Raw genomic sequence first — 25392 nt, forward strand, 5'->3', positions numbered from 1 at the left:
GAAGCCCCGGCGGATGCCGGCGGCGACAATGTCTATGACCTCACGGTCACGGCTTCGGATGGCACTGCCCAGACGAGCCAGGCGGTCACGATCAGCGTCACCAACGTCAATGAAGGTCCCACTGGGATAACGCTCAGTGGTGGGTCGATTCAGGAAGACGTCGCAGGCGGCGGCTCGGTCGGCAGTTCATTCACCTCGGCAGGACGCGTCGTTGGCACGCTGTCAGCCACGGACGTAGATGCGGGTGATACCCACACCTACTCCATCGTCGGCGGCGATTCAGATAGTTTCACGATCGTCGGAAATCAGATCCTCGTTCGCGACGGTGTTACGCTCGATCACGAGACAACTCCGGAAGCGAAACTTGTTGTTCGCGTCACCGACGCGGGCGGCAATACATTTGATACGGGCGTACAGATCGACATCCTCGACTTTGAGGGCGCGGCGTCCGGAACGGTCGGAGCCGACACAATAACTGGCTCTACTGAAGAAGACTCGCTCTTTGGCGGCGATGGCAATGACACCTTGCTGGCTTCTCCCGACGCGGTGTCCGGATACACCGACTTCCGACGGAGTGATCCGGCGCCAGCGTCGGCGTCTGCATCCCTATCGGGCGCAACGATCGGCTTTTCGGCGCCCGTTGGCAGCGCGATAGTCACGTTCGGAGACAAGGCCGGCGGCACATTCCAGACGGTCCGCGCAACTGCCTATCTGGACGGTGTCGCTGTCGCTTCGGTCATGGCCGACATTTCCGGCAACAATGCCACCCTGTCAATCGACACAAAAGACGGCGTCCTATTCGATAAGCTCGTTCTCGAAACGGCGATACTCGATCCGAAGACGGGCCAGTATTCCTACACAACTTTTGAGAAATCCCCATTCACGATCGCCGCCGTGCGGTATTCAGATGATACGTCGACTTCGGAACTGAACAAGCTCGACGGCGGCGCCGGCAATGACCGACTCTACGGGTCAGCTGGAACCGACACCCTGCTCGGCGGAATCGGCAATGACCGGCTTTATGGGTCTTCTGGCGCAGACGTTCTGGATGGCGGGTCAGGGATCGATATAGCTGACTACTCGTTGTCCACGGCACCGATCACAGTCATTCTCTCGCAGCCCGACGCGGCAGGCACAAGCTGGGGGGGGAAAGCGCAGATCGGCGTGTCTGGTGGGTTTGCAACGGGCGACACGCTCATTTCGATTGAGCAGATCGTCGGCACAGACGGCGCCGATCGAATCTATGGTGCGGTGGGCGGCACGACCGCAACACTCGGGCTGGGTGACGACCATTTCGATACCCAGGCCAGCAGCACTGGCGTGGACAACGTCAGTGGTGGCGGCGGCCATGACACGATCTCTGGCGGCGGCGGCAATGATATTCTGGCCGGCGATGACGGCAACGACCTGATTTATGGCGAAGATGGCAATGACCGGATTACCGGCGGCGCCGGAAACGATCGCCTGCATGGCGGCGCGGGCACCGACACTATCGAAGGCGGAGCAGGAACAGACCACATTACCGGCGGAGCGGGAAACGACATCCTGTACGCGAATGCGACGACGGCGGTGAGCCAGTTGCAGAATCTGGCGCAGGCCGGGACGGCCGCAACACTTGTCAACGGTGCGATCCGGTTCGGCGCATCTACGGGTTCGGCGATTGTAACGCTGGGTGATCCGGTGGGGCAGACTTACCTGACAGTCCGCGCAACCGCTTTCCAGAATGGTGTCGCGGTTGGCTCGGTGAGCGTGGAAGTCTACGGTGACAAGGCGACCGTCGCGCTCGATTTCGGGGCAGGCGTGGTCTTCAACGAAATCCGGCTTGAAGCTGCGACCTTCGACTGGTCTTCAAATGCTTACATCTACGAGCCGATGTCGACGACACCGTTCTCGATCCAGACGGTTCGGTTTGGCACCAACGTTTCGACCAGCGAGACGAATACGCTTGAAGGCGGTGACGGCAATGACAGACTCTACGGGTCTCAAGGCCTGGACAGATTGCTCGGCGGTGCTGGCAACGACATCCTCTACGGGTCTGCCGGAGCCGACCTGATCGATGGTGGGGCTGGTACCGACACCGTGGACTATTCTGCATCGACTGCGCCCGTGACGCTCGTGCTGTCGCAACCTGATTCTGTAGGCTTTGACTGGGATCCGAAGGCGCAGGTCGGTCTGACAGGCGGGCTTGCGGAAGGTGACACGCTTGTCGGCATCGAGCGGATCATCGCGACCAGCGGCAACGACAGGATCTATTCTTCTACCGGCGGGATAACGGCCTTTCTTGGCGACGGCGACGACTATTTCGACACGCGTCAGGATTCTGCCGGCGCCGATGTGGTTTACGGTGGCAACGGTGGGGACTTGATCTTCGGTGGGGGCGGCAATGACAGCCTCTTTGGCGAAGCTGGAAATGATGATCTCTTCGGCGAAGATGGCCGCGACACGATCGATGGCGGCGCCGGCAACGACATGCTTTTTGGCGGTACCGGTGACGATACACTGATCGGCGGAACCGGCTCGGACGCTCTCTACGGCGGAGCTGGCAACGACAGGCTCACGGCGCGCAAAGGTGAAGGCGGAGCCTGGGAGTATGCATCCGGTGATGACGGCTCAGACCTGTTCCAATGGGATGTCGGAGCCGGCAATTGGTATATCAGTGGCGGCAAGGGTTCCTGGACGGACACGCTCGATCTGTCATCGGGCACGACGCGCCTCGCGTTCAAGTCGGACTGGACGGTGACCTTCACATCGGGTGGAATCGTCAGCTCGGACGATAGTCAAACGGTCCTTATGCAGGACAGTGCCGGGGTCATCACGATCGGGGCAACCGGGGAGCAGATCACCTTTGATTCCTTAGAAGTGATCCGATGGGGCTGATCTGCAGGCGCCGGCCTGCAGACGCCTCTGCGATCCGGTCCGTTGCGGCGATGCGCAACTGCGCACCCGCGAACGCGTCTATCTTCGGCCAGAATTCTTGATTGAGCCGCGCTGCGGCTTCCGGTGACGGAGCCAGGATAGCAAATCGTGCCGCAAGGTCGGCAGCGCTGGCTTTAGGCTCTGGTGTCGTGGCCGCGGCAGAGATTACTGCGCCCGCATAGACGCTGAGGCCGTCTTCGGCGTCAAGAAGAGAACGGCGGAAGGCCGAGAGACCGTTCCTCAAAACAAACTCGTCGACATCAACATCTGCTTTCCCGGCCCGGGCGATACGCACATCAAGGCCCGCCGCAAAGGCGCCTTCGGTCGCGGACAACATACCCCGCCAACCGGCAAAATCCGGATCGAAGCAGAGGATGAGCCGCCGGAACCCGATTGCTTTAAGCTTTAGGAGCTGCGGCGGACGGATGAAGCAGGTGTGCGGTGTCGCGACATCGTCGGCGCCTGCCAATTTGAGCGTCAGGAAGTCGGTCGATCCTTCGACGACAACGAGCGTCTCATAACCTGCAGCACGTGCTTCGTTCGACCCCTGCAAAGGCAACTGATCGCGGTCCCCCAGCAGGGCATAGCGAATGTCAGAAGGACCATTGGGCGTTTGGGTGACGATTGGCTGGTTGCGCCGGTATACAAGACCGAGAACGCGCCCTGCGGCGTCCGTCCAGGGTATAACCAGCGCATCTTCCACATCGCGGCGCAAAACGCCGCTCTTGCGGATGTCGAGTTCCTGATAACCCGCTTCGCGCAGCGACGCATGCAACCAGCTGGCATTCTGAAAGTAGCCCAGCCTGAAGGGGGCAACGCTGGCTCGCAAGTGCTTGCGCGCAATGACGCCCGCACGCGTGGCTTTGCCCGCCTCGCTCGACAGGGCTCGCGCGCAGAGTTCGGCAACAGCGTCGAGGATAGGAGAGGCGGAAACTTGCATTCGCTCAGTTTGTGCCACGCCTCTTAACTCAGAATGAAGCCATCAAAAGGCATCGCAGAAAGGGAGCTGCGCCGACATCCATTTGCCAAAAGTCAGATGCCCCTCGTAAGTCCGCAACTAACCGACCTGAGACATGGGAAACAGAAATCAACCGTCACATGCATGATTGAGGGGCGTTTGGCCTCGCCCAGTCTCTCCGCATTTTTCCCGCCAAGTGCTATGCGGCCGAACCCGTCAGACCGCGACGGCCTCGACCGGCTTCGCGGTGGTGTCGCCGAAGGCATTGCGCAGGGCGCTGCCATCGGCAGGTTCGGTAGTCTGGACAAGGACGATGTGGCGGGTCAGGCCGTCCGGGCCGAGGATGGCGCGGCCGCGTTCCACGACCTGCACCCAGAGGCCTGAGGACATCCGGATGCGCATGCGGTGCACGAGTTCGGTTTCACGCCCTTCGAGCATCGCCTGATAGGTGTCGCGGGCGGCGAGGCGGTCGTCAGGGTGAATGCGGGCGATCCAGTCAAAGATCTCTTCTGAAGTCGGCTCGGCGCCCTGTGCGAACATGTCGGCCCAGCCTTCGGAATAGTCGACCCGGCCGTCGGCGACCGACCAGTCTATGACGCCGGCGGCGAGCAGGTCGCAGGTAACATCGGCCCGGGCGGCGACAAGGTCGGCGTCGCGGACCTGCAGGTCGTGGCGTTGCCACTCGTTCTGGACAATCGAGATAGCGAGAATCATCGCGAGCAGGGCGGCGCCGAGCAGAGCGGCAAATTCATAGCGGCGTGCGGACAGAACCGAAAGAACGGAGCGCGGCGCCCCGATATAGGCGATCTGCAGCATGTCCCCGGAGATGGCGCGGGTTTCGATGAAGGCGCCGGTGTGCTGACCTTCGACCCGGGAGGCGGCAGAGGATTCTTCTGCATGCAGAGGACGCCAGCCGAGGGCGGTGACAGCGAGTTGCAGGTCGGCTTCGCTAAAGGGGGCTGTAGCGGTGGCTGCGGTGAGCACAGCCTGGCCGTCGCGGTTGAGTAGGGCGGCGCGCCATCCGGGGCCGGCGGCGGCGCCGATATTCAGCGCCGACTGGAAGGCGCCGGTGCGCAAGACCATGGCGGCGGGCAGGGCGCTGCCATCGGGCATCGGCAGCTGGAGGTAATACGCCGCCCGCTGGTTTGAAACGGGGGTGAGTTCGAGTGCGAGCAGTTCGCGGCCCGCGCGGCGGCTGGTGGAAGGCGGCGCGATGAGGCCGGCGGCGTCGGATGGCATTTCGCCATGCACACCGGCAGGTTTGTCCTCCGGCGAAAAGACAACGATAGCGGTGACTGGCGAATGCGCGAGGAGGCGCCTGAGCGCGGCATTGAGGGCGACCCGCTCGGCGACGGTGATGTCCGGCGCATTGGCCGCGGCGACCAGCGGGGCAGCGGAGAGGGCGGCGGACTGAATGCGGGCGACCTCGGCTTCGGCAGCAACCTGGCCTGCCGCGGCGGCTTCGGTGAGTGCGCGGCGGCTGGCTGCCGTTTCTCCGTACACGGCCTGCCATGCATAGATCAGCATACCGAGGATACAGCCGATCAGCGCGGCGGCCTGCACCGCGCGCTTCAGGAAAGGATCGCTGCGCTCAAGGCGGCGGACAAGGCGGACGCCGGTGCGGTCCGAGGAGGAGTTGGCTCGCGTCATGGCTGGATCCAGGCGCCGGGATTGAAAGGGTCGGTGGGAAGGTCGCCGCGCACGAGGCCAGTGCGGCCGCCGGGCGCCCATGTGAGAGCGAAGCCGATGCGCACATCCTCATAGGCCTGTGAGACGATGGCGGCGGCGTTGGCAGAGATGATCGCGTTGCGGCTTACACGCAGGGCTACGGAGATATCCAGCGCGCCGGCGAGGCCGGAGCTGTCGCCGCCGCCGATCAGGGGCTGCGGCGCGGCGAGCAACGGATTGGCAGGTGCGGCATCTTCTTCCACCGACTCGTGAGCGACGGCGAGGTTCGCTCGGGCGATCCAGTCTTTCAGCGGATCTGTCTGGGCGTTGAGCGACCAGCCGGCGCGGTGGAAGGCCTGCGGGCTGAAATAGCCGCCCTGGGCGGGCGTGAAGAAGTTCGTGTTCCGGTCATACGACTGATACTGGTAGAACGGGCCGGTGACGAGATAGGCGAAGCCATCCTTGTCGAAGGTGCGTGAGGCAGAGAGCCCGGCGCCGAACATCGAATTGCCGGCCGTGTTCACGCCGTCAAGCGAGGCGGCGGAGAGATCGGCCTGCACGGTGTGGGCCTTGCCGGCGGGCAGGCGTGCAGAGAGGCGGGCACCGGTTTCGGTAACGCGGCCGTAGTCATTCCCGGCACCATCCTTTCGCCCTGCCATTGCAAGAACGCTTTCCGTCTTGGGACGGACGAAGGCTCGGGCTTCGACCACGCCGCCGCGGACATCCCTGGCGACGGAGAGCTCCGCGTTGATTGCCGCATCGGCATCGGCGCCAACGGGCAGGAGGCCGAGGCGGGCGGCGAGGCTCGTGGTGCCCTCGCGGCTCCAGGCGGCATAAGGCGCGGCGAATGTTTCGCGCCTGGCGCCGGCACCGGCGTCCAGCCTGTAGACGGACAGGCCGGCTTCGAAACGGTCAGCGCCGCGCGTGGTGCCGGCGGAAGTGGTGGACACGAAACCTGTCAGGCGGTTTTCGCCGGCTGTGCCGCCCTGGCGGCGGGCGGAGACGGCTTGGCGGTACCAGTTGCCGTCGAGGCCGCCGAGAGCCTCATAGGTCTCCGGCGCATGGGCGCGGGCGATAAGGTAGTCGCCCTGGTCGAACGCGGCGGCGGCATACTGCGCCTCGACCTTGGCGGCGAGTGGGCCGCCGAGTGTGCGGGCGAGGGCGGCGGCCGTATCAAGATCGCCGGTGCGCCGGGCGGCAAGGGCGTAGCCTTCGGCGGACTCGGCGTCGGGCAGTTCCAGATAGAGGCGGCTGAAGGCGCTGGCGGCGTCGCGGCTGTGGCTGAGCTGCAGGTCCGACCAGGCCGCGCGCATCAGTGCGGCGCGGCGCGAAGGTGGATGTTCTGCAGCTTCGAGGGCGAAGCGGCGGGATTCGGCAAAGGCGCCCTGTTCATAAGCGTCGGCGGCCGCTTCGAGCCGGGCGCCGGCGATGATGGCCTCCGCGGGTTCGGCAAGATCGGGGTTGGCGCGCGCGGCGTTCGCGGCAAGCGTGACCGCGCCGGCCCAGTCGTTGGCCTGGCGGCGAAGGTCGGCCTCGCCGAGATCAACGCGGGCTTCGAGGTCGGCAGCGAGGACGGCGTCTGTCGCCTGCGCGGCGGCGGCGCGGGCCGATGCGACCTTGCCGGTGGCGAGCGTCGCCATGACGAGGCCGCGCAATGCGTCGCCGTCGCCGCCGAGGCCATGGGCGCGCTCGAAATAGGTGGTAGCGCGAAGGGCGTCGGCTTCGAGGAAGGTCCAGCCGGCTTGGGTCAGCAGGCGCGGATCGTCGGATCTGGCCGCGAGAGCCTGCGCGGCGGAGAGGTTGCCGGTGGCAACGGCGGCTTCGAAACGCTGCCAGCGTTCGGCGCGCACGAGGCGCGTATGGGCGAGACGGACGCGGGTATCGTTGCTCTGGGACAGCGAGGGCAGGGCGGCTGCAGCGGCGAGGCCGTCCGTATCGAGAACGCTGAGGGCGCGGCCGGCAAGGGCGGCGGTCAGATCCGGCGCCGTGCAGTATGTCAGTGCGCGGACATAGAAGGCGTTGATGTCTGCCTGTCCGCCAAGGCCTTCCAGCGCGTCGGCGCGGGCCCAGAGGTGGAAGGGCGCGCCACAGGCAGACGGGGTCGGCGCGGGCAGCAGAGCGAGTGTTGTGGACCAGTCGCGGACCGCGAGGGCCTCACGGATTTGCTGGTCGCGCTGACCGGCGGCCAGGTAGGATTTAAGGTTTGCGGGCGCTTTCCAGGAAGGGTTGGCAGATTGTAGAGCGCGCAGGACTTTCTGCGCGGCGTCCCAGTCGCCTGCGGCGCCGAGATTCCAGACCGCCTGGACAAGAGCGGGCGCGGGTTCGAGGATTGTATCTGCGGCGGCGATTTCTCCCGGGGTTGCGGCCTGCGGGATGCCGATGGCGAAGACGCCTTCAGCCTGCCCGGCTCTTGCGGCTTGGGCAGCCGCCGTTGGCCACGCAGCAGCGAGCGCGACACAGGCACTGACCAAGGCCGTGCGCAGGAGGCGCGCTGCCAGCCTCATTTCTCGTTCATGCGCTTGCGCATGTAGCGGGCGATGAAGGCGAGGGCCGCGGCGAGGGCAAAGAGCACGGCGGCGATCGAGAGGATCCAGCCCCAGGGCGTGCGCCCGGCGGCCATGCGAGCCTTTTCGCCAGCGGGCAGGGTGCCGATCGCGAAGCCGTCGCGGACGGCTTGCGTAACCATCGTGGCGGCGTGTTCGCGCCAGACGGCGGTGCCGCCCTGTAGCTGGCTCCAGTGGCTCGGCTGGACGAGGGCGCGCGTTGAGGCGAGGAGCTGTGCGCCGGTCTCCGCGGTCAGCACGGTGACGAGGAGGCCGGGGTGCCTGGGTGACTCGCCTTCGATCAGCAGGCCGTTATCGCCGAGGTCAACCGTGGCGACATTGCGGGTAAAGCCGTCCGGGGCGGCGCCGGAGAGGAGATCCGACATGCTCAGTTCGGCGGGCAGGAAGCCTTTCAGGTCCGGCCGTGTTCCGACGATCAGGGTGTGAGCTTCAGGAAGCTCGAGGCCAAAGCCGAAGGTCGCGTCGGTAAACACCGTGCCATAGATCTGGCCGAGGCGGGCGGCGAGAGTCCAGACGGCGGCGGCGGTATCGCTGCCGGTATCGGTGGCCAGGATCGCGACAGGCTGGGTGCCAGCGCCAGTATAGGGGAAGCCGGCTTCCGAAAGCAGGGCGAGGTTCGGCAGTTCCACATATTGATCCGTAGACGGCAGAGTAAGCGTCGAGGTGTCCTTCAGGATGAACGCTAGGTGGCGCGTGCTGCGGGCGGCGCATTCGCCGACGGCGCCGGTGGACAGCTCGACATCGAAGCGGACGCTGTTGTGGCCCGGACGGAAGGCGGCGGCCGGGAGGGCGATCTCGTAGCCGGGCGTGACTTCGCCGTCAGGGTTGGTCAGGCGGATGGCGCGCTGGAACTGATCGTTGACGAGGATATTGACGACCGACTTGTCGTCGAGCCCGGCGCCATAGGCGAAGTCGAGCGACAGGAGTATCTCGCTGCCCGCGCGGAAGCGGACATCGGCTGGCAGATCGAGCGTCAGGCTGGCTGTGCCATGTTCCTTGCCGAGCACGGAGGCGTTGGCGAGGCCGAGATCCTTCAGCGTGTATTTCGCTTCGGAGCGCAGCGTCTGCTTGCGAGCCATGAGATTGCCGGTGGGCACTTCGTCCGGCGAGAGCACGAGCGATGTCGTATCAGAGAGCGGGAAGTTGCCGGCCGCGAGCGCGCGCACGGCGCCTTCGATGGCGGCGGGCGTGCGGCCGGACGCGACGATCAGGAAGCGCGACGGGTCAGCCGGGGAGGGCGTGATCGACAGCCAGGAGCTGTCACCCTTCAGGTTCGCGAGCGCGGCAGGCGCGAGGCCCGCGAGCTCTTCCGGCGTGCCTATAGCGATCAGGTCGGATTTACCGGCGGTAGCGGCGAGCGTTACAGCATCAGCGCGCGTGATGCGCGGCACGGTGTAACCGAGGCGGTTGGCGACGGCCTGCGAGGCGAGCGTGCCCCAGCGCAGGGTGTCGGCAGTCATCTCGCCGCGGCCGGTGACGAGGGCGAGGTCGTCCACGCCGCCGACGCCAGCGGTGATGACAGCGGAGAGGTCTGCCAGCGACGCGTTGAAGGGCTGGCGCGCATAAATGACTTCAACAAAGGAACGTGATGTGTCGATGTCGGTCCAGAGTTCAGCGGCGTCGGGGTCCTGGCAGCCATAGGTATAACGCTGCACGGCATCGATCTGCAGCGTGTTGAAGCCCGACACGAGGATTGAAGGATCGAGGACGATCTCGTTGACGGCGGCGGCATGCTCCGTGACGCCGTCGACCTGCGCGATGAAGCGGCCGTTCAGTCCGAGGCGAAGCTGCGGTTTCGAGCCTTCCTGGGCGCGGCCGCTGACATGGCGGAAAATCAGGCGCGCGGACTGGATGTTCGCCTGCGGCGCAATCGCAAAGGAGACCTGTTCGCTCGCCTTTGCACCATCAAGACGGATGGCTCCGGGCTCGGCGCGCAGCGCGGCGAGTGGCAGGCGCGCGCGCCAGAGGCCGCTCTCCAGCGCTTCGGTCACCATTTTCGGATCGTCGCGGAAGCGGGCATAGATATCGTAGACGGCATCCTCGCTCGGTGCCTGCTGGGCAGCGGCGACCGGCGGGGCAAGCGGCGCGGCGGCCAGGACGGCGGCCAGCGCAGCGGCCAGTGCAGGGGAACGGAGGGCGGAGATCATGTTCGGACTTCCCGGGTAATGGCGCGGATATGTATAAGGGCGTGGGACAGGCTGGAGCGGACGAGGCCGGCGATCTTGGCGCCCATGTTGTCGGCGCGGGCGCGGCCATCGCGAAAGGTTTTCCAGTTCTCGCTGCGCGCATACATGAGCGCGACGACGGCGGACCACTGGTCGGGTGTGCGGATGTCAAAGCTTAGGCCGAGCTTCTGGCCGTCCGGCTCGTCGAGAACTGAGAGCACCTTGAGGTGAAGCTGCGTGGGCGAGGTAGCGCCGAGTTGTTGGGCATCGGCCTGGAGCGTGTCGCCGGCGGCGAAACGTTTGTTGCCGGTATGGGGCACCCGTACGCCCATACCGGTGATCGAGATGTCGGTCATGTTGCCCGCAAAGGCCATGCCCGGCTGGTGGAGCGTGACAGGGCGGTCAGTATCGAAGCGCGGAAACACGCGTTGCTGCGAACGCTCGTAGAGGACCCCGAGCGCGGAGACGAGCAGCAGAAGGTGGAATGTGTTCCAGAAAAGGAGGACAGATACGACCCCCGCGCCGACGGGATCGACGAAGAAGCGGATGATGCCGGCGATCTGACCGAGGCAGACGATGGCGATCAGGATATAGAAAGGGCGGGCGAGAGGGGAGACGAAGTTCTCGTCGAGGTTCTCGCCCTTAGGCGTGACAGCAAAGCTCGGCGAGCGCGGATTGCGCAGCACCTGAAGTATGGCGCCGGAGCAGTGGATTGACTGGATGACCTCATAAAGCTCTGACGCAAAGGCCCAGCGTGTGTGTCCGTAAAGGATGGACGACAACATCAGCGCACCGACGATGTGCGGTAGGCCGTACATCAGGAAGTCCGACAGGTCGCCGATGTAGACTTGGATGCCGAAAAGGAGGTAGAGCAGCGGGCCGAGGATGAAGGCCATCCGGGCGAGCGGGAAGAACCAGTAGAAGCAGGAATTGAAATAGCCGATGCGCTGGGCGAGCGTCAGGCCCTTCTTGAACAGTGGGTTCTTCAAGAGGAAGATCTGCACCATGCCTTGGGTCCAGCGCATCCTTTGTACGATAAAGCCCGAGAAGGTCTCGGGCGACAGACCGGCAACCATGGGGCGGTCGACATAGGCACTTCGATAGCCCCTCGAGTGGAGTTCGAGGGCTGTTTCGGCATCCTCGGTGATCGTGTCGCCCTGAATGCCGCCTATCTCCATGATGTATTTACGTCGGAGCAGTGCCGCCGAACCGCAGAAGAACGCCGCATTCAGCCCGTCCAGTCCGCGCTGGATGACCGAGTAGAACATCTCGTTCTCGCTCGGCATCTTGCGGAACGTGTCGAGATTGCGCTCCAGCGGGTCCGGGTTGAGGAAGAAGTGCGGCGTCTGGACGAGGAAGAGTTTCGGATCCTCGATGAAGTACCCCACAGTGCGCGTAAGGATGTCCGTCGACGGAACGTGGTCAGCGTCTAGGATAAGGATCAGCTCGCCGTCGGTCTTCTGCAGGGCGGCGTTAATGTTGCCGGCCTTGGCGTGGTTGTTTTTCTCGCGGGTGAGGTAATGCGCGCCGAGGCGGGCGCAGACTTCCTTCAGGTGGTCGTGGCGGGCCTGCGCTTCAGCGGCCTTCTTGGGGTCGGACTGATTGCGCTTGCCGTCAGTGCCGCCATCATCGAGCAGGTAGACCTTCACGCGGCCGGCTGGATAGTTGACGTTCAGCGCCGCGGTGAGCGTGACCTCGAGGAGATCATCAGGTTCGTTATAGCTGGGAATGAGGATGTCGACACTCGGGCAGGCGGACGCAGACAGCGGGGCCGGCCGGGGCTTGCGCTTGTAGACATCGACAGAGAGAAAAGTCGACAGGAGGAGAAGGATGTAGCCGTAGGTCTCCGCGCCGAGGAGGAAGATGCCGCCGATGATGGAGAGCGCGGAGTCAGAAGGCATCGTCTCCGTCACGCGCCAGATCATGTAGCGGGTGCTGGTGAAGACGATGAGCAGCGCGACGAATGTGCGGAAAGGCCCGCCGGACGGGCGCAGCCAGCTCATCAGGAAGTAGGTTGCGATGGTCGCAATGCAGAGCAGGACCTGCACTTGGTCCGGCGCGGGCGCGGCAGCGATGAAAGCGATGCTGGAGAGGACCACGACAGCACTGACGGTTCGCAGCGGCGCGAAACGCGACGCCGGACCATGCTCTGCTGAATGTGGTGTCGCTTGCACCATTGGGGTAGCCTATACTGCCGGTTCAGCCTGACCTCTGACAGCACAGTGTGAATGCAGCGATAATGCGCCGTTTACCGGAGGCGAAGGAAGATTAATTTTCTCCGTTAGAAAATCCGTAGACGGAGTAAAACGTGAAGCCCTCTGATTCATCGGCGAGTTTTGCGGGCTTCGGGGGATCGGGATGCGCTGGTCCGTGAAGGCGCGCAGCGGCTTGGTCACCTGAGAACTATGTCAGGCGGACGACCCGGCGAGTTGACGCGGCTGCGGGCTCTGCGCGCTCCTGAGCCAGGGCAGGGGTGTGGGCGCGTCCAGGGCATGGGGCCTATTCCGCCTTCCGCGCTAATCCGCTAGGGGGAGGATGATGACCCTCGTGAAGATCTGTGGATTGAAGGACCCGGACCTGGTGGCGTTTGCTGCTCGGGAAGGGGCCGACTGGATCGGATTCATGTTCCCGGCGAGCCCGCGGCAGGTGACGCTGGCGGCGGCGGAGACGTTGCTGCTCTCGGTCGGCAAGGCGGTGCCGGTGGCGGTGTTGCTGGATGCGCCGGACGCGGAGGTACGCGCCGTGGCAGCGCTGGGCTTTCCGGTGCTGCAGCTGCACGGGAGCGAGACGCCGGCGCGGGTGGCCGAGATCAAGAGGATGACCGGGGCCGAAGTCTGGAAGGTGTTGGGCATGCGCGAGGCGGGCGACCTTGCGCGGGCAGGGGACTATGTCGCAGCGGACCGGCTGCTGCTGGATGCCAAGCCGCCGGAAGGCTCAGACCGCGCCGGTGGGCACGGCGCAGCGTTCGACTGGAGCCTCCTGAAGGACTGGACGGCGCCCAAGCCCTGGATCCTGGCGGGCGGGCTGACGCCTCAGAATGTGGCTGCCGCGATCAGCCAAACTGCCGCGCCTGCCGTGGATGTGTCCTCTGGCGTCGAGCGGATACGGGGGTTAAAGGATCGGGAACTGGTGCGCGCCTTCCTGCGCGCCGCGAAAGGGCTCTGATCCTCATGGACTTGCGCAATACCTGGGACAAATGGCCGGATGCGAACGGCCGGTTCGGCGAGTTCGGTGGACGCTATGTCGCCGAGACGCTGATGCCCCTCGTGCTGGAGTTGGAAGCGGAATACCGCAAGGCGAAGCGAGACCCGGCTTTCGTCGCCGAGATGCAGGACTTGTGGACACACTATGTGGGCCGGCCTTCGCCGCTCTACTTTGCCGAGCGCCTGACCGAGCATTTCGGCGGCGCGAAGATCTACTTCAAGCGCGACGAGCTGAACCATACGGGCGCGCACAAGATCAACAACTGCCTCGGGCAGGTGCTGCTCGCGCGGCGGATGGGCAAGAAGCGTATCATCGCCGAGACAGGCGCCGGCCAGCACGGCGTGGCGACGGCGACGATCTGCGCGCGCTTCGGCCTCGAATGCGTCGTGTTCATGGGCGAGACGGATGTGGAGCGGCAGAAGCCGAACGTGTTCCGCATGCGCCTGCTCGGCGCCCAGATCGTTCCGGTCTCGTCCGGTACGGGCACGCTGAAGGACGCGATGAACGAAGCGCTGCGCGATTGGGTGACGAATGTCGAGACGACGTTCTACTGCATTGGCACCGCGGCCGGGCCTCACCCCTATCCCGAGATCGTGCGCGACTTCCAGTCGGTGATCGGGCGCGAGGCACGCGCGCAGATCCTGGAGCGGGAAGGGCGCCTGCCGGACGCCGTGATGGCGTGCATCGGCGGCGGATCCAATGCGATCGGACTGTTCCACCCTTTCATTGACGACGAGGGGGTTCGCCTGATCGGCGTCGAGGCGGCGGGGCATGGGATCGAGACGGGGCAGCATGCGGCGGCGCTGAATGGCGGCAGGCCGGGCATTCTGCACGGCAACCGGACGTACCTGCTTCAGACTGATGACGGACAGATCATCGACGCGCACTCGATTTCGGCTGGGCTCGACTATCCGGGTATCGGACCGGAGCATGCCTTTCTGCGCGACATGGGCCGCGCGGAATACCTGTCGTGTACGGATGACGAAGCGCTGGAGGCGTTCCAGCTGTGCACGCGACTTGAAGGCATTATTCCGGCACTGGAGCCGGCGCATGCGATTGCCCGCGTCGGCGAAGTGGCGAAGGATCTGGGCAAAGACGGCCTGATGATCCTCAACCTGTGTGGTCGCGGTGATAAGGACGTGTTCTCGGTGGCGAAGGCCCTTGGAGTTGATGTATGAGGTGCGCGCGATGACGCGAGTGACGGGCGGCTGCCATTGCGGTGCAGTCGGATTTGAAGTGACCGGCGAGTTCTCGGCCGGCATGGAATGCAATTGCTCCCATTGCGACATCAAAGGCCTGCTGCTGGCCTTTGTGCCGCGGTCGGACTTCGCGCTGACCCGCGGCGACGACGAAACCTGCACCTATCATTTCAATCGCGGGGTCATAGATCACGTGTTCTGCAAGACGTGCGGGGTCGAGGCGTTCGGATTCGGCGCAGCGCCGGACGGCACGAAGATGGCCGCGATCAATCTGCGCTGCGTCAACGGGGACGACCGCAACACGCTCACCATTCAAAAAGTCAACGGCAAGGATTTCTGAGCATGGTTAAATTGATCCTTGTGCGGATTACCTGCCCCTCGCGCCGGGTGGCCGAGGATATTGCCGATGCGGCGCTGGAAGCGCGGCTGGCCGCCTGCGCAAACCTCGAGGGGCCGGTGACGTCGTCCTACCGCTGGAAGGGTGTGATCGAGCAGTCGTTCGAATTCATCCTCTGGCTCAAGGCGCCGGAAGCCAACTGGGAAAAGGTCAACGCGCTGGTGGACAGGGTGCATCCCTATGACGTGCCGGCGATTGTTGCGATGCCGCTGACGCATGTCAGCGATTCCTACGCCGCCTGGGCGCTCGAGAACACGGATACCTGAGATGGGCCGCACACGTATTGAAGCGGCCTTTGCGAAGGCGCGCGCCGAAAACCGCGCCGCGCTGGTGACCTACCTTATGGCGGGCGACCCCGACCTCGAGACGAGCTATGGCGCGCTCTGTGCGCTGCGCGACAACGGGGCCGACATCATCGAACTCGGCGCGCCGTTCACCGATCCGATGGCGGACGGCGCCGCGATCCAGAAGGCTGGCCTTCGCGCACTGGCGGGCGGCACGAAGCTGACCGATGTGATCGCGCTGGCCGCGCGCTTCCGGAAGAATGACCAGACGACGCCGCTGATCCTGATGGGCTACGCCAATCCGGTGCACTCGATGGGCTATGAGGCGTTTGCCGAAGCGGCCGCGAAGGCGGGTATCGACGGCTCGATCATCGTGGACCTTCCGCCCGAGGAAGATGCGCCTTTGCGTGAGATATATGGCCGTCACGGGTTGTCCGTGATCCGGCTGGCGACGCCGACCACCGACGAACACCGGGCCGCCAAGGTCTCCGAGGGGGCCTCGGGCTTCATTTATTTTGTCGCAGTGACCGGGGTTACTGGGGCCGGAAGCGCCGATCCTGCCGCCATTGCAGGGCGGGTAGCGATGGTCAAAAGAGTGTCGGGATTGCCCGTTTGCGTCGGTTTCGGTGTAAAAAGTGGTGCACAGGCTGCGGAAATGGCTAAAATCGCCGACGGGGTGGTCGTTGGTTCGGCTTTTGTGGAAAAGGCGGGCGATGCACATGCAACTGGCCGGTTCGAGGCAGCGGGGCCCGCAATGGGCATGCTGGCGCATGAACTGCGGGTTGCCATCGATTCTGTCCGCAAAGCCTGACCCTTGCGCGTTTCTCAGGAGTCCCTGACTTATGAACTGGATCAACAAGGTCACGCCGCCTGGCCTGAAAACCATGATGCTGAAGAAGGACACGCCAGATGACCTCTGGGTGAAGTGTCCGGTCTCCGGCGAACTGATCTACAAGAGCGACCTGGAAGCGACCTGGAACGTCACGCCAGCGGGCGCACACCTGCGCATTTCGCCCCGCGTCCGCTTCCGCCTCCTGTTTGATGACGAGCGCTGGGAGCCGATCTCCCTGCCGCCGGTGCAGATGGACCCGCTGAAGTTCAAGGACGACAAGCCGTATCCGGCGCGCCTGAAGGCAGCGAAGGCGAAGGTTGCCGCGCGCGACCTCAAGGAGAGCGAAGACGGCGGTGCGCCGCTCCTGCAGGAAGACTGCATGGTGGCGGCGTATGGCAAGGTCGGCGGCGTGCCTGCGGTCGTGCTGGTACAGGATTTCGATTTCATGGGCGGCTCGCTCGGCATGGCGGCTGGTGAGGCCTTCATCACGGCGGCGCAGCTGGCGCTGGCGCGCAAGTCTGCGTTCGTGGTGTGTACGGCCTCTGGCGGCGCGCGCATGCAGGAGGGCACTCTCAGCCTGATGCAGATGCCGCGCACGACGCTGGCCATCAACGACCTGGCCGATGCCAAGCTGCCCTATGTAGTGGTGCTGACTGACCCGACCTCGGGCGGGGTTTCGGCTTCCTACGCGATGCTGGGCGACGTGCACATTGCCGAGCCCGGCGCGATGATTGCCTTCTCCGGGCCGCGCGTGATCGAGCAGACGATCCGCGAGAGCCTTCCGAAAGGGTTCCAGCGTTCGGAATTCCTGCGCGAAAAAGGGCAGGTCGATATCGTCTGTGACCGGAGAAAGCTCAAGGCCACGCTCTCGCGTGTGCTCAGCCACCTGCTGCCGCTCGCGCGGCGGCGCGACGACCGTTCCAGCATCATGTTGACGGCGCCGAAGACGCATGCGGAGAAGCCGCACCAGTCAAAGGGCGCCGCTGATTGACCGGAAACAGTCCGGCGCTCGAGGCGGCACTTAAGCGGTTCGAGGGTCTATATCCAGATGTAATCGAGCTGTCGCTCGGACGCATTTTACATGCGCTGGAGCGGCTTGGCCGTCCGCAGGATAAACTGCCACCCGTGATCCATGTGGCGGGCACAAACGGCAAGGGCTCGACATGCGCCTTCATGCGCGCAATGGCGGAAGAAGCGGGATTGTCCGTACACGTCTTTACCTCGCCGCACCTTGTGCGCTTCAACGAACGTATCCGGCTCGCGGGCGAACTGGTGGACGATGCGCGATTGATCAGCTGGCTGGACCGTACCCACGCGGCCATCGGGGACCGTCAGATCACCCATTTCGAGGCAACAACCGCCGCCGCGCTGCTGGCGTTTTCGGAAGTGCCGGCGGATGTCCTGATTCTGGAGGTCGGACTTGGCGGGCGGTTTGACGCGACGAACGTGATCGACACGCCGGCGCTCTCGGTGATCACGCCGGTTGATTATGACCACAAGGCTTTCCTGGGCGACGACCTCGCTGGCATAGCAGGCGAGAAGGCTGGCATCATCAAAAGGGGCCGGCCGACACTCACGGCGATCCAGCAACCGGTTTGCGCCGAAGTGATTGAGCGGACCGCCGCAGAGGTCGGCTCGCCGCTCTACCGGCTCAAGGAGCATTTCATTTCGGCCATGCCGGACAGTCTGGCGCTCGAAGGAGAGCACCAGCGGGCGAATGCGGCGCTCGCGGCGATGGCGATGCAGCTGTTCGGCAATTCGACACGGATTTCGCAAGAGGCGATCTTCCGGGGCGCGCAGACTGCGGTGTGGCCCGCACGGATGCAACTGCTTAAGCCGGGGCCAGTGACGGCGATGGCGGAGGGCCGCGAGGTTTGGCTTGACGGCGGGCACAATCCGCACGCGGCGCGCGCGATTGCGCGGCATCTGAAAATGCTGGGCGGGAAGACGGCGCTGGTGACGGCGATGCTGGCGAGCAAGGATTCAGCGGGCTTCTTTGAACCCTTCGCCGCGCTGAATCCACCGGTCTTCACGCTGCCGAATGCGCCGGGTCATCAGGGGGCCGAGCCAGACCGCCTCGCCGAGCTGGCGCGCGCAGCTGGGCTAACGGCGACAGCGTGTGCGGACCTTGCGGGCGCCATGGCGGCCGCATCGACCAGCGGGGCGGAGCGGGTGTTGATCTGCGGGTCGCTCTACCTTGCCGGGATCGTGCTTGGTCAGAATGGCGAGGCGCCGGGCTAAGGGTCACCCATCGCTCACGCCGATATCCTTCCGCAGCCAACGGCAGGGCGTGGAACTTAGCTGCGCTTCGGCTCGGCACGTCTGGTTTTGGGTATCGGGGCGTTTACCGGCGGGTCGGCGCAGCACCCGTTGGGCGCTGTGCGCCGGACGCGGCGGGCTGGAATGGTTCTTTTCTCGCGGGTGTCATGAAGACATGTAAGCCGCCCTTTTGCATCGCGCGGGAAAAGGTGAAGTGGATTGACCTTTCAACGGGCGCGCCAAATTGACCCTGACGTAAGCGTCAAGCCTTGCGCCAAGGGCGCCGCAACGGTAGGGACGGGCACTTTTTAAGTTCCACAACCATAAACCAGCCTGGGAGCGCCCGCATGAAGGTTCTCGTGCCCGTCAAGCGCGTCATCGACTATAACGTGAAGGTCCGTGTGAAGCCGGATCAGACCGGTGTCGATCTCGCCAACGTCAAGATGTCGATGAACCCCTTCGACGAGATTTCTGTCGAAGAAGCGGTGCGCATGAAGGAAGCCGGCACGGCAACCGAGGTGGTGGTCGTCTCGATCGGCCCGCAGCAAGCCCAGGAAACCATTCGCACCGCTCTGGCCATGGGCGCCGACCGTGGCATCCTGATCAAGACGGACGCCGCCGTTGAGCCACTCGCCGTGGCAAAACTGCTGGCCAAGGTGGCCGCTGAGGAGAAGCCGGACCTTATCCTCACCGGCAAGCAGGCGATTGACGACGATTCCAACCAGACCGGCCAGATGCTGGCGGCACTGCTGGACTGGCCGCAGGGCACCTTCGCCTACAAGATCGAAAAAGACGGCGATGCGCTGAAAGTGACCCGCGAAGTCGATGGCGGCCTGCAGACGGTGAAGCTGACGACGCCGGCTGTGGTGACGGTCGACCTTCGCCTCAACGAGCCGCGCTACGCCTCGCTGCCGAACATTATGAAGGCCAAGAAGAAAGAGATCGCCGAGAAGACCCCGGAGTCCTACGGCGTCGATATCACGCCTCGCCTGACGGTGGTGAAGGTGACCGAGCCGGCAGCCCGTTCGGGCGGCGTGAAGGTTGAAGATGTGGCGGCGCTGGTCGCGAAACTCAAAACAGCAGGAGCGATCTGATGGCTGTCCTCGTAATTGCAGAACACGCACATGGCGCGCTGTCGGATGCGACGCACAAGGTAGTGACAGCCGCGTCGAAATTCGGCGGCGATGTGGATGTGCTGGTGGCCGGTGAGAATGCCGGATCGGTAGCGCCTGCGGCAGCGAAAATTTCCGGTGTCCGCAAGGTGCTGAAAGCGGAAGGCGAGACCCTCCGCAAGCAGACCGCTGAGGCGATGGAAGCGCTCGTCGTCCCGATGATGGCGGGCTATGACGCGGTATTCATCGCCGCGACCACCACGGGCAAGAACATCGCTCCGCGCATCGCCGCGAAACTCGATGTGATGCAGCTCTCGGAAATCATCGAAGTCGTCGACCAGACAACTTTCGTGCGCCCGATCTATGCCGGCAACGCGATCATGACCGTGAAGTCGGCTGATGCGAAAAAGGTGATCACCGTACGCGGCACGGCGTTTCCGGCCGCCGGCAATGACGGCTCGGCTTCGGTCGAGGACGTGGCCGCCCCGGCTGCCCAGACGAAATCGGAATTTGTCTCCGAAGAGATGGTGAAGTCGGACCGTCCGGAACTCGCCGGCGCCAAGCGCGTCGTCTCGGGTGGCCGCGCGCTCGGCTCGGCCGAGAAGTTCAAGGAAGTCATCTTCCCGCTCGCCGACAAGCTGGGCGCAGCTGTTGGCGCCTCGCGCGCTGCCGTGGATGCAGGCTACGCGCCGAACGACTACCAGGTCGGTCAGACGGGCAAGATCGTTGCCCCGGAGCTTTACATCGCGGTCGGCATCTCGGGCGCCATCCAGCACCTTGCTGGCATGAAGGACTCCAAGATCATCGTGGCCATCAACAAGGACGAGGAAGCGCCGATCTTCCAAGTGGCCGATTACGGCCTCGTGGCGGACCTCTTCGTCGCTGTGCCGGAGCTGACCAAGTCGGTCTGATCCGTCCCCGGACTGAATTGAACAAAGCCCGTGCCTCTGGTGCGGGCTTTTTCTTTTGGCGCCGCAAGCATCGGGTGGCTGGCGCGGGCCCCGGCGTGGGATGACGGGTCTCCAACAGCAATGGAGATTTGCCGATGTCCTTCGTCATCACCGGCCTCGCGCCACAATCCTTCGCCCATCTGTTCGGCCTGCCGGACGATGTGCTCAGCCGGCAGAACATCGTGCGCAAAACAGTGGAGGCCAAGCCCGGCTATCCGTGCCGTATCACGTTGCAGGACGCCGAGCTCGGCGAGACGGTGCTGCTGCTCAACCATGAAAGCCATGCAGCGCCGACGCCGTATGCCTCGCGCTATGCGATCTATGTCAGGGAAGGGGCCGCTTTCACGGCCACGTACCGGGACGAGTTGCCACCGGTCTTTGCGGGGCGGCCAATTGCGTTGCGGCTTTTCTCGGCTGAGGGCATGCTGCTCGGTGCGGACATGGGGCGCGGTGGGGAGCTGACGGCCAAGATCGGGTCGGCATTCGAGCGAGCTGATGTCGCCTACATTCACGCCCACAACGCCATGCATGGCTGCTTTTCGGCGGAGATCCGGCGCGCGGACTGAGGCGCACGGCTGGTCTGCAAAGCTGCACTTTGCTGCGCCGCACAAGCCGCTATAACGGGGGCGGTTCAACAGGTGTTCAGGAATCAGGTCCATGGCGGAAATCAGCACTATCGGTGTCATCGGCGCCGGGCAGATGGGGAACGGCATCGCGCATGTCTCGGCGCTGGCCGGGTATGATGTGGTGCTGACGGATGTCTCCGAAGCGGCGCTGGCCAAAGGGATGACCACCATTGAGGCGAACATGGCGCGGCAGGTGGCGCGACAGGTGATCACGCCGGACGATCTGAAGGCGGCGCTGAAGCGCATCCGTCCGTCGGCGGACATCAAGGCGCACGCGGGATCGGACCTCGTGATCGAGGCGGCGACCGAGAAGCGTGAGCTCAAAGAGCAGATCTTCCGGTCAGTCAGCGAAGTAGTGCCGGCGCATGCCTTCCTCGCCACCAACACCTCGTCGATCTCGATCACCCGGCTGGCATCGGTGACCAATCGTCCGGAGCGGTTCATTGGTCTTCACTTCATGAACCCGGTGCCGCTGATGAAGCTGGTCGAGGTGATTCGTGGTCTGAACACCGATCAGGAGACCTACGAGACGGCAATCATCTTTGCCAAACGGATCGGCAAGACCACGACGAATGCCGAGGATTATCCGGCCTTCATCGTGAACCGCGTACTGATGCCGATGATCAATGAGGCGGTCTACACGCTGTATGAAGGCGTTGGGAACGTGGAGTCGATCGACACGGCGATGCGTCTTGGCGCGAACCATCCGATGGGGCCGCTCCAGCTGGCAGACTTTATCGGGCTGGATACGTGCCTGTCGATCATGCAGGTGCTGCATGACGGCCTGGCTGATACGAAGTACCGGCCTTGCCCCCTGCTCGTGAAATTCGTGGAGGCGGGCTGGCTTGGCAAGAAGTCCGGCAAGGGCTTCTATGACTATTCCGGCGACCATCCGGTCGCGACCCGGTAGTCCTTAACGCTTCGGTAACTCTCTGAAGGCTCCTCTGGCTTCCAACAGCTAGTCTGAGAGGAGCCGGAAATGCCCATCCGTACACCGCTGAATTACCTGGCAGGTGCCGGGGTGCTGCTCGTCATGGCCTTGGGCGGCGCATACTACGCTACACAGGCGGCGTCTGCTTCGGCGGCGACGGCCACCGCGCCGGTTGAAGTTCCGCTGACGGTCTACTGGTCGGACGGCGATTCCGGGCGGCTGTCGGATGCAACGAAGTTCCGCCTCCACGGTATCGACGCGCCCGAGACCGGATCGATGAAACAGCGCGGCGGCGCCAAGTGCGAGAGCGAGCGGGCGCTCGGCTTCGAGGCGAAGGAAGCGGCACTGGAACTGACTCGCGGCAAGCAGGTGACGATCAGCGAGAGGCGCGGCGAGGATCGTTACGCCCGCACGGTCGTAAGCCTGAATATCGATGGCAGGGATGTGGCCGCGCTTCTGGTGGCGGGCGGTACGCACAAGGCCTGGGACTATGACGGGCGCCAGAAGAAGCCGGATTGGTGCGCCGGTGCAGCGCGCTGAGGGGGGTGAGTTCAGCGCGGTGCGCTCCAGCGTTCCGGCCCTAAAACGGAAGCGAACAATGCGGCAAATCTGGACAGCGGCCAGCCTCGGCCTTTGCATTGCCTTGGCCGGTTGCGGGCAGAAGGCGCCGAAATACGGCGAGCCCTACCTGGCGCCGTCCATTGCCGAGCAAGAGAAAGCCATTTTTGGCGAAGTGAGCCCGTCCGACTTGCCGGCGAATCAGCGTGCGGCGCTGGCTCACGCGCATGCCGTTACCGCGATTGCGCTCTACCGGGCAGGGGAGGCAGACGGCGCGGCGCTGCATGCAGGCCTCGTCGATGCCGGCGCGCATCCGGGCTTGATGGTGGGGCTCGATACAATGGGGTTTGATCCGGCGGCTGTGGCCGCCGTCGCGGCCGCGCCGCAGGATGATGCGGCGGCGGAGGCGGCGCGGGTCATGCTGGCCGCGATGCGGCCGACGATGACGGGCGACGTGAAGGCGACGACCGAATTCCTGATGAAGCATCTGGCGGCAGAGTACGAGGCTGGCGCCGATGGCGGAACGATTGTGGATCTGACGGCCTACCAGACAGCCTACGGGCTGGCGGTGACTGCGCGGGACATCGTCGCGGCGCAGGACGCTGAGGTCTATGGCAAGCTCACGCTGGATCTCGAAATCCTAGTGCGGATGTGGCCGGGCAAGGGGCCGCTGGCAACTTCCACGCCGGCGCCGGACACCGAGATGGCGCTGGCGCTGTCAAACGTGAAGTCAGCTCTTTCCGGCCTGCCGTAACACAGCGTCGATGAACTGCACGGCTTCGGCGGCGGCCCAGTCCGCCTCGCCCGAGAGGCGCGCAACCTCCAGCCCGTCAGGCCCATAGAGGATGGTGGTGGGAAAGCCCTGCACATTGGCGCCGTAGACGATGTCGCCGCGGTCGAGCGGGGCATGACGGAAGGCAATGTTGGCGGCGCCGAGCTCGGTCAGGCGCCGGCGGGCGTAATCCACGTCCTCGTCGGCATCGATGCTGATGGCGACCACTTCGAATGCGTCGCTGCCGCGGGCGGCCTGAAGGGCGCCAAGGGCTGGCATTTCCTTTTCGCACGGCGCGCACCAGGTTGCCCAATAGTTCACCAGGATGGTCCGGCCCTTGAAGCTGGCGAGATCGGCCTCCGTGCCGTCCGCATGGTTGAAGGTGCCCGAGGGGACGGGCTGGCCAGCAAGGGAGAAGTCCAGCTTCTCCAGCGTGCCGGTGGCATAGCGTTCAAGCGCATTGGCGGACGGCTTGCCTCCGGATGCGCTCATCAGCACATAGACAATGGCCGCGAGGGCGACCAAGAAGAGGCCGGCAAAGGCATAGCGGATCATGCGGGTTTAGGCTCCGGGGTCGCGGTTCGAGGGATATGGCGATGAATTCAGGTAAAGGCCAGACAATGTGGGGCGGCCGTTTTGCCGCAACGCCCTCGGCCATCATGAACGAGATCAATGCCTCGCTGGATATAGACCAGCGGATGGCAGAGGAAGACGTTGCCGGAAGCCGGGCGCACGCGGACATGCTGGCCGAAATGGGCATCCTCAGCGCGGCGGACAATGAGGCGATCCAAGGCGGGCTGGACAAGATTTCCGCCGAGATGCGGGCGGGCACTTTTCCGTTCCGGCGTGAGTTGGAAGACATCCACATGAACGTGGAAGCACGCCTCAAGGAGCTGATCGGCGAGCCGGCGGGCCGCCTGCACACCGCACGCTCGCGCAACGACCAGGTGGTAACGGATTTCCGTCTATGGACGCGCGGGGCGCTCGACGAGACGAGCCATCTGGTGACCGCGCTGCAGGGCGCTCTGGTGCGCCGGGCCGGGGAGCACACGGCGACCTACATGCCGGGCTTTACACACCTTCAGACGGCGCAGCCGGTGACGCTGGGCCATCACCTCCTCGCCTATGCGGAGATGCTGGAGCGCGACCGCTCGCGCCTGCTCGACTGTGCAGTGCGGCTGAACGAGAGCCCGCTGGGTGCAGCGGCATTGGCCGGGACGGGATTCCCGATTGACCGGGATATGACCGCCGAGGCGCTGGGCTTCGCGCGGCCGATGGCGAACTCGCTGGACGCGGTAGGGTCACGTGATTTTGCGCTGGAGGCACTCAGCACGCTGTCCATCGCGGCGACGCACCTATCGCGCCTCGCGGAAGAGATCGTACTCTGGACCAGCCCGCAATTCGCGTTTGCGGCGCTCACCGATGAATGGTCGACAGGCTCCTCGATCATGCCGCAAAAGCGCAACCCGGACGCTGCCGAGCTGATCCGGGCCAAGGCCTCGTTGATCACGGGATTGTTCTCGGCGCTGCAGGGGGCGGTGAAGGCCCTGCCGCTGGCCTATGCCAAGGACCTTCAGGACGATAAGCGGCTGACCTTCGAGGCCTTCGACACATTTAACCTCTGTGCCCGGGCGATGACCGGCATGGTGGAGACGATCCGGTTCAAGCCGGAGGCGATGCGCGCGGCGGCGGCGAAGGGCTATTCGACGGCAACGGACCTGGCGGACTGGCTGGTGCGCGAGCTTGGCTTGCCGTTCCGGGACGCGCACCACGTGACCGGCCGGATCGTGGCGCTGGCCGAGGAACAAGGCAGAGAGCTGGCGGCGGTTTCGCTCGCCGACATGCAGAAGGTGCATTCCGCAATCACCAAAGATGTCTTCAATGTGCTGACGGTGGAGGCGTCTGCCTCATCCCGGACATCTTATGGCGGCACAAGCCCTGTTCGGGTCGCGGAACAAGTGGCACAATGGAAACAGAGACTTCGACTGGAGTGATGA

General features: G+C 64.5%; 20 protein-coding genes and 1 pseudogene. 15 read left to right on the forward strand and 6 right to left on the reverse strand.

Annotated features, from left to right (window positions below; all coding sequences use genetic code 11):
* Nucleotides 1-2877, forward strand: a pseudogene (locus Q0C17_RS02725) (hypothetical protein); the annotation flags it as partial.
* On the opposite strand, the gene Q0C17_RS02730 reads toward Q0C17_RS02725, so the two are convergent.
* The 5 genes from Q0C17_RS02730 to bcsA all read right to left on the reverse strand — a co-directional run bounded on the left by Q0C17_RS02730 (nt 2840) and on the right by bcsA (nt 12448).
* Nucleotides 2840-3856, reverse strand: coding sequence for a toprim domain-containing protein (locus tag Q0C17_RS02730; protein ID WP_291200932.1), 1017 nt, complete (start codon nt 3854-3856; stop codon nt 2840-2842). The pseudogene Q0C17_RS02725 and the gene Q0C17_RS02730 overlap by 38 nt on opposite strands.
* A gap of 234 nt (nt 3857-4090) precedes the next feature.
* The gene (locus Q0C17_RS02735) at nt 4091-5524 is read right to left on the reverse strand and encodes a PAS domain-containing protein (RefSeq protein ID WP_291200935.1); all 1434 of its coding nucleotides are present in this window, start codon (nt 5522-5524) and stop codon (nt 4091-4093) included.
* On the reverse strand, nt 5521-8046 hold the full coding sequence (locus tag Q0C17_RS02740; RefSeq protein ID WP_291200937.1) for a cellulose synthase subunit BcsC-related outer membrane protein: 2526 nt from the start codon (nt 8044-8046) through the stop codon (nt 5521-5523). The genes Q0C17_RS02735 and Q0C17_RS02740 overlap by 4 nt, the downstream gene beginning before the upstream one ends.
* Complete coding sequence (locus Q0C17_RS02745; RefSeq protein WP_291200940.1) at nt 8043-10253, reverse strand: cellulose biosynthesis cyclic di-GMP-binding regulatory protein BcsB; 2211 nt, start codon at nt 10251-10253, stop codon at nt 8043-8045. The genes Q0C17_RS02740 and Q0C17_RS02745 overlap by 4 nt, the downstream gene beginning before the upstream one ends.
* Nucleotides 10250-12448 (reverse strand): UDP-forming cellulose synthase catalytic subunit, encoded by a 2199-nt coding sequence (gene bcsA / locus Q0C17_RS02750; RefSeq protein WP_291200943.1) that lies wholly within the window; start codon nt 12446-12448, stop codon nt 10250-10252. The genes Q0C17_RS02745 and bcsA overlap by 4 nt, the downstream gene beginning before the upstream one ends.
* Before the next feature lie 358 nt (nt 12449-12806).
* On the opposite strand from bcsA, the gene Q0C17_RS02755 reads away from it, so the two are divergent.
* The 13 genes from Q0C17_RS02755 to Q0C17_RS02815 all read left to right on the forward strand — a co-directional run bounded on the left by Q0C17_RS02755 (nt 12807) and on the right by Q0C17_RS02815 (nt 23377).
* Complete coding sequence (locus Q0C17_RS02755; protein ID WP_366914743.1) at nt 12807-13436, forward strand: phosphoribosylanthranilate isomerase; 630 nt, start codon at nt 12807-12809, stop codon at nt 13434-13436.
* A 5-nt stretch (nt 13437-13441) separates the two neighbouring features.
* Nucleotides 13442-14653 (forward strand): tryptophan synthase subunit beta, encoded by a 1212-nt coding sequence (trpB, locus tag Q0C17_RS02760; RefSeq protein WP_291200949.1) that lies wholly within the window; start codon nt 13442-13444, stop codon nt 14651-14653.
* 10 nt (nt 14654-14663) lie between these two features.
* Nucleotides 14664-15014: a GFA family protein gene (locus tag Q0C17_RS02765; protein ID WP_291201121.1), complete on the forward strand. Its 351-nt coding sequence runs from the start codon at nt 14664-14666 to the stop codon at nt 15012-15014.
* 2 nt (nt 15015-15016) lie between these two features.
* A complete protein-coding gene (gene cutA, locus Q0C17_RS02770; RefSeq protein ID WP_291200952.1) occupies nt 15017-15337 on the forward strand; it encodes a divalent-cation tolerance protein CutA in 321 nt (106 codons plus the stop codon).
* Nucleotide 15338: 1 nt separating this feature from the next.
* Nucleotides 15339-16166, forward strand: a complete 828-nt coding sequence (gene trpA, locus Q0C17_RS02775; protein ID WP_291200955.1) for a tryptophan synthase subunit alpha — start codon at nt 15339-15341, stop codon at nt 16164-16166.
* 31 nt (nt 16167-16197) lie between these two features.
* Nucleotides 16198-17178, forward strand: a complete 981-nt coding sequence (locus tag Q0C17_RS02780) for an acetyl-CoA carboxylase carboxyltransferase subunit beta (protein ID WP_291200958.1) — start codon at nt 16198-16200, stop codon at nt 17176-17178.
* Nucleotides 17175-18428 (forward strand): folylpolyglutamate synthase/dihydrofolate synthase family protein, encoded by a 1254-nt coding sequence (locus Q0C17_RS02785; RefSeq protein WP_291200961.1) that lies wholly within the window; start codon nt 17175-17177, stop codon nt 18426-18428. The genes Q0C17_RS02780 and Q0C17_RS02785 overlap by 4 nt, the downstream gene beginning before the upstream one ends.
* A gap of 365 nt (nt 18429-18793) precedes the next feature.
* Nucleotides 18794-19540 (forward strand): electron transfer flavoprotein subunit beta/FixA family protein, encoded by a 747-nt coding sequence (locus Q0C17_RS02790; protein ID WP_291200964.1) that lies wholly within the window; start codon nt 18794-18796, stop codon nt 19538-19540.
* Nucleotides 19540-20469, forward strand: coding sequence for an electron transfer flavoprotein subunit alpha/FixB family protein (locus tag Q0C17_RS02795; protein ID WP_291200967.1), 930 nt, complete (start codon nt 19540-19542; stop codon nt 20467-20469). The genes Q0C17_RS02790 and Q0C17_RS02795 overlap by 1 nt, the downstream gene beginning before the upstream one ends.
* A gap of 134 nt (nt 20470-20603) precedes the next feature.
* Nucleotides 20604-21074: a DUF1203 domain-containing protein gene (locus tag Q0C17_RS02800; protein ID WP_291200970.1), complete on the forward strand. Its 471-nt coding sequence runs from the start codon at nt 20604-20606 to the stop codon at nt 21072-21074.
* Nucleotides 21075-21165: 91 nt separating this feature from the next.
* Nucleotides 21166-22044, forward strand: coding sequence for a 3-hydroxybutyryl-CoA dehydrogenase (locus Q0C17_RS02805; RefSeq protein WP_291200973.1), 879 nt, complete (start codon nt 21166-21168; stop codon nt 22042-22044).
* A gap of 69 nt (nt 22045-22113) precedes the next feature.
* Entirely contained in the window at nt 22114-22605 is a 492-nt protein-coding gene (locus Q0C17_RS02810) for a thermonuclease family protein (RefSeq protein WP_291200976.1), read from the forward strand.
* A 58-nt stretch (nt 22606-22663) separates the two neighbouring features.
* A complete protein-coding gene (locus tag Q0C17_RS02815; protein ID WP_291200979.1) occupies nt 22664-23377 on the forward strand; it encodes a hypothetical protein in 714 nt (237 codons plus the stop codon).
* Here the strand turns inward: Q0C17_RS02815 and Q0C17_RS02820 are convergent.
* Nucleotides 23354-23950: a TlpA disulfide reductase family protein gene (locus tag Q0C17_RS02820; RefSeq protein WP_291200982.1), complete on the reverse strand. Its 597-nt coding sequence runs from the start codon at nt 23948-23950 to the stop codon at nt 23354-23356. The genes Q0C17_RS02815 and Q0C17_RS02820 overlap by 24 nt on opposite strands.
* Before the next feature lie 41 nt (nt 23951-23991).
* On the opposite strand from Q0C17_RS02820, the gene argH reads away from it, so the two are divergent.
* Entirely contained in the window at nt 23992-25389 is a 1398-nt protein-coding gene (gene argH, locus Q0C17_RS02825; protein ID WP_291200985.1) for an argininosuccinate lyase, read from the forward strand.
* The last annotated feature ends 3 nt before the right edge of the window (nt 25390-25392 follow it).

This window comes from Hyphomonas sp., from assembly GCF_022844445.1.
GTDB lineage: Bacteria > Pseudomonadota > Alphaproteobacteria > Caulobacterales > Hyphomonadaceae > Hyphomonas.